The organism is Moorena bouillonii PNG, assembly GCF_001942495.1.
GTDB lineage: Bacteria > Cyanobacteriota > Cyanobacteriia > Cyanobacteriales > Coleofasciculaceae > Moorena > Moorena bouillonii.
Map to the genome: position 1 here is coordinate 1 of NZ_MKZS01000006.1, position 4,616 is coordinate 4,616.

6 protein-coding genes are annotated in these 4,616 nt (G+C 43.8%); 4 read left to right on the plus strand and 2 right to left on the minus strand.

Annotation, left to right across the window (positions count from 1 at the left end; all coding sequences use genetic code 11):
* Positions 1–231 precede the first annotated feature (231 nt).
* Positions 232–1,131, plus strand: a complete 900-nt coding sequence (locus BJP37_RS33960; protein ID WP_075906800.1) for a ribonuclease HI family protein — start codon at positions 232–234, stop codon at positions 1,129–1,131.
* 43 nt (positions 1,132–1,174) lie between these two features.
* Here the strand turns inward: BJP37_RS33960 and BJP37_RS40590 are convergent, their stop codons facing one another.
* Entirely contained in the window at positions 1,175–1,312 is a 138-nt protein-coding gene (locus tag BJP37_RS40590; protein WP_158069896.1) for a hypothetical protein, read from the minus strand.
* Between the two features lie 340 nt (positions 1,313–1,652).
* Between BJP37_RS40590 and BJP37_RS33965 the strand changes: the two genes are divergently transcribed.
* Both BJP37_RS33965 and BJP37_RS33970 read left to right on the plus strand, forming a co-directional pair.
* Entirely contained in the window at positions 1,653–2,162 is a 510-nt protein-coding gene (locus BJP37_RS33965) for a late competence development ComFB family protein (RefSeq protein WP_075906802.1), read from the plus strand.
* 317 nt (positions 2,163–2,479) lie between these two features.
* Positions 2,480–2,935 carry an SRPBCC family protein gene (locus BJP37_RS33970; RefSeq protein ID WP_075906805.1) on the plus strand — a complete coding sequence of 152 codons (456 nt, stop codon included), beginning with the start codon at positions 2,480–2,482 and terminating at the stop codon, positions 2,933–2,935.
* A 241-nt stretch (positions 2,936–3,176) separates the two neighbouring features.
* Here BJP37_RS33970 and BJP37_RS33975 read toward each other — a convergent pair whose 3' ends face one another.
* Complete coding sequence (locus tag BJP37_RS33975; protein ID WP_075906807.1) at positions 3,177–3,482, minus strand: TRADD-N-associated membrane domain-containing protein; 306 nt, start codon at positions 3,480–3,482, stop codon at positions 3,177–3,179.
* A gap of 285 nt (positions 3,483–3,767) precedes the next feature.
* Here BJP37_RS33975 and BJP37_RS33980 point away from each other — a divergent pair, with 285 nt between their 5' ends.
* Positions 3,768–4,580: a helix-turn-helix domain-containing protein gene (locus BJP37_RS33980; protein ID WP_229415620.1), complete on the plus strand. Its 813-nt coding sequence runs from the start codon at positions 3,768–3,770 to the stop codon at positions 4,578–4,580.
* Positions 4,581–4,616 lie beyond the last annotated feature (36 nt).

Genomic DNA, 4,616 nt, shown 5'->3' on the forward strand with positions numbered 1-4,616 from the left:
ACTCCCGACTCCCGACTCCCGACTCCCGACTCCCGACTCCCGACTCCCGACTCCCGACTCCCGACTCCCGACTCCCGACTCCCGACTCCCGACTCCCATTAACCCAGCACGAAAACCCTCACCTCATTAAGAACTGCTATACCTTATTATATGTAGGCTAGAATTCCCTTCTTAAGAGGCATTTGGCGATGCTCTGTAGGAGCTGCTGGGTGAACGCAAAAGCGAATCTAAATGAACAACCAATCAGTCAACGTAACAGCTAAAAAGACTAACAACAAAATTACTATCCTATTTGATGGGGGGTCTCGTGGAAATCCTGGAATAGCCGGTGCTGCTGCTATTATTAAACAACCGGGAGCTCAAACCATTAGGGTTAGTCAATTTTTCCCTCATGCTACCAACAATCAGGCCGAATATACTGGAGCCATTCTTGGCTTGGAGAAAGCCTTGGAAATCGGTGCTGGCCAGGTAGTCCTAAAAGGAGATTCTCAACTAGTTATCAATCAGCTTAAAGGTACCTGGAGAGTTAAAACACCCCACTTACGACCGTTATGGACAAAGGCTAAGTCACTGCTGAATCAGTTTGACTCTGTTCAATTGGAGTGGATTCCCCGAGCACAGAATTCAGAAGCCGATGCCGCTGCGAATCAGGCTATGGATCAACGCCAAGGGGTTAACGCTGTCAGAAAGAACCCAACTGGGTTGCCCAAGGCTAAACCTGCTGTACCAAAACTGGCTAACCAGTCCTCTGAGTTGCCCAAGGCTAAACCTTCTTTAGCAAAACTGGCTGAGCAGTTCTCTGAGTTGCCCAAGGTTCAACCTCTACCAAAACTTGCTAACCAGATCTATGAGCTGATTGCGATGGGAACAAAGGCTGGATTTAAAGATTTCTTAAACTTGAAAAGTGGTCGGGATGAGTTGACTAGCAAGCGATTCCCCACCCTAAAGGAAATGGTACCTAGTGCTGTTCAAAATGCGATCGCATCGGCTATGGCTGAAGCCGATGAATCTACCTTAGCCAAGGTATACCGCTGGTATCTCAGAGGATTACCCGCAGACTTAGCAATTAGAAAAGTCCAGGTCGATTTAGAAGTATCTGAAAAGATTATCCAGCGTCGTCAAAAAAAATAACCAAACCCTTTAATTATAACACATAATTATCGCTCTAGCAATCCTAGGTAATTTGTAATAAGTAAAAACTCTGATCAAGACCTGAGTACTTAGTAATTAGTACTAGATTTATACAAAATGCGACTGGTTCACCATTGGGATTGCGATCGCAACCATGGCTTTTGCCTGTGATATATATCATAGGCGGAAACAAAAAGATGAGTTATTATTGTGAGTACCAGATTCCCCTGGCCAGGTGTGGGGTTAAGCTCAAATCTAAAAAAATACTAAAGAGCTATTGTTTAGAGTTCCTGAGAGGATACATAACAGCTATCTAAAAGAGCTTCACTACAGTAGTAGAAGCTCAAAGCTAATCCAACAGGAGTTCAAAAAAGGGGTTACTAAGAAATGGTAACCCCAATTAGGGTATTTGACGAGCTGGTTCTTGCGTAGGTAAAACAAAATGTCTTTCACCTTGCCATCTTTGATCTTGCCACTCGTCAAGGATTTTTTATTTATTGCAATATCTAACTGGTTAAGTCATGGAAGCACATCGATTACATCAAGCAATAACATATCAAAATGTCATGGAAATCTTAGTGACTCAGGAAGTAGAGCGTCAAAAGTCTCGACTTTCTCCAAAGCTAGCTAAGTATATCAACCAGGTAGAAGTGGCTACCTACGCCCTCAATCGTTTACCACCTCTGTATGCTTCCAGTGAAGAGGGGAGGCGTCAGCAGCAGTTAAAGGGTAACAAAAAACTAAGGCAGGAGATTAGCACTACTGTGCGTCAAGCCTTTGCTGCCGTGCAACGAGACCCGATCAGGGTTTGTACACCAATCAGACCAGAAGAAGAAACCGAATCTCTAGCCGCTAAACTGGCTCTGCAAGGAATCCGGGAATTACTCAAAAATCAGAACATAACATGGTATAACCTGGTCAGTATTGTCAAGCAAACCCTGATTAGAGCAACTCAGATCAGAAAAAATCGCCAAAAAGAGCAGTCAAAAGACCCAATTTATGGTTGGAATGACTCTCGTTACCAGCTCTAACCTTTTGATTGCTTTCACAGGTTGACAAGTTGTTCCCCCTTGGCGTTCCCGTAGGGTAGGTTGACAGGTTGACAGGTTGACAGGTTAACAAGTTGATCAGTTGAAGGTTGACAGGTTGACAGGTTGAAGGTTGACAGGGTATGGTCTCTAAACCAGCGTTTTAGATTTATTCATAACTTGGTGATTTACACCGTTTTTCATAGATATAAGGTACACAGGATTTTTTCTCTCTTACCTCTTAACTGCTCCGAAGTCCCTGCTCCCTGCTCCCTAAAACCCGCTGGCGTAAGTACCTAACCCAATTCAAAACTGCTGTAATGCTGCACTTCAACTATTCTACTATCATCAATGCACCAGTTGACATAGTTTGGACCTTTCACGAGCGAGATGATATACTCGATCTGCTCACTCCACCCTGGCAACCAATCCAGGTGATCCGTCGTGAAGGAGGTTTAGGGATTGGAGCTGTTTCGGAATTTCGGATTTTTCTTGGTCTAATTCCCTTACAATGGATTGCTGTTCATATCGAGTATGAGCAATACCGACTCTTCAGTGATCAACAAAAAGATGGACCCTTTGAGTATTGGGTTCATCGCCATCAATTTATTCCAGAAGACCAGAAAACTAGGCTAACTGATTCCATTGAATTTGCTTTACCAGGAGGAGCGTTAGTGGAAGAAATGTTTGGTTGGTTAGTAACGCTGCAATTAGAGCAAATGTTTCGCTATCGTCATGAGGTAACCCAACGGGAATGTTGTAAATTGGTGAATTGAAAGGTAAACATTTTATAAAAGTAGGGAACAGGGAACAGGGAACAGGGAACAGTAAATGTTGCGTAGGGTGCGTAGGAAACGGGCAAGATGCCCATTCCACCCACCGGATTAAACAGCTTTTAGGAGATGCACCCGGCAAGAGGCAATAGGCAATAGGCAAGAAAGTATATAGGGATTTTACCACTACCATTAATACAAATCTCCCCATCTCCCCATCTCCCCATCTCCCTATCTCCCCACACTAATCCCCTGTTTCATCTAACAATTTATGCATCATTTCCTCTAATTCTTCCTGTGAATCCTTGGCGAATTGGACACTATTAATAGTGCCCAAAACTCCGCCCGATGCGGTCAGGCTTGCTTCCGACACTTTGTCAATATATAACAATCCGACACCAAATAAAGTCATCAACGCGGATGCAGCAGTTACACCAAGAGCAAGGTTGTAACTATGTCTTACTTGTCGTAATAATTCCCGGATGATTTCTTCTTTGATATCACGGTAGTCATCGTTATTTTGTGGCTTCTTATTAAAATTAAAGGGCATTGTTAGTCTCCTAAATCTTCTATCGTTTGCTGCTGATATTCGTATCTTATTCAGAGGAAACTATCTACAGCAAGGGCAGATGGGTTGAGTTGATGTTAGGCTTTGCCCTATTGCTGTAATCAGACTTACGAAGTTAGTCGGTTTTGCCCCCCTGCCCCCCAATTTTGGGGGGTAATCAAGTCAAAGTCCCCCAGAATTGGGGGATTTAGGGGGCGTTGCGTAAGTCCTGTGTAAAATAGATTAGGGCAAATAGGTTAATCAAGAAAAACCTATCTGCCCTAGTTGGTGAAATTCCCAGTAACCACGAGTTACATAACTCCCGACTCCCGACTCCCGACTCCCGACTCCCGACTCCCGACTCCCGACTCCCGACTCCCGACTCCCGACTCCCGACTCCCGACTCCCTGCTCGCTGCTCCCTACTCCCTACTCCCTACTCCCTAAAATCAAAATGCTCGAATCTGACAAAGTGCGATCGAGTCAGCAAGGTAAAGCCAGACTCAAACAAGCTTACAAAGACGCTAGACTAACTCAAGAGAAACTAGCACAGCAAGCCCGTGTCTCTGTGGATACCGTTAAGCGCTTGCTTGGTACTAAAGATTGTCCCCATGGAGTAGAACGATGGGCAGTTAGAAATATTTGCAAGGTTCTAAATATTAAACCAACTGATATCGTTGACAGAAAAGACTGGGAGCCTCAACAGCAGTTACCACCAGAGTTTGATCAATTTATTCAAGACAAAACTGACTTATTTTGCGGACGTGAGTTTGTCTTTAAGGCTATTGAAGACTTTTTCAGCAACACTACTCATGGCTACTTTACTGTTATTGGTGATGCTGGGATGGGTAAAAGCGCCATTGCTGCTAAATATGTATTAGATAATCCAGACGCTATTTGTTTTTTTAATAGTCGTGCTGAGGGCATGAATCGTCCAGAATTATTCCTAAGGAAAATCCGTCAACAATTGATCACCCGTTACCAGTTGTCAGATGCTCAAGATGCTGATTTATCAACCTTGTTGGCTAAGGTTAGAGAAAACTTATCTGCCGGTGAACGGTTGGTGATTGTTGTAGATGCTTTAGAGCTGATTTGTAAATAAAAGCTTAAGAAGCTAATCGGCGAGTCATTAAACGAA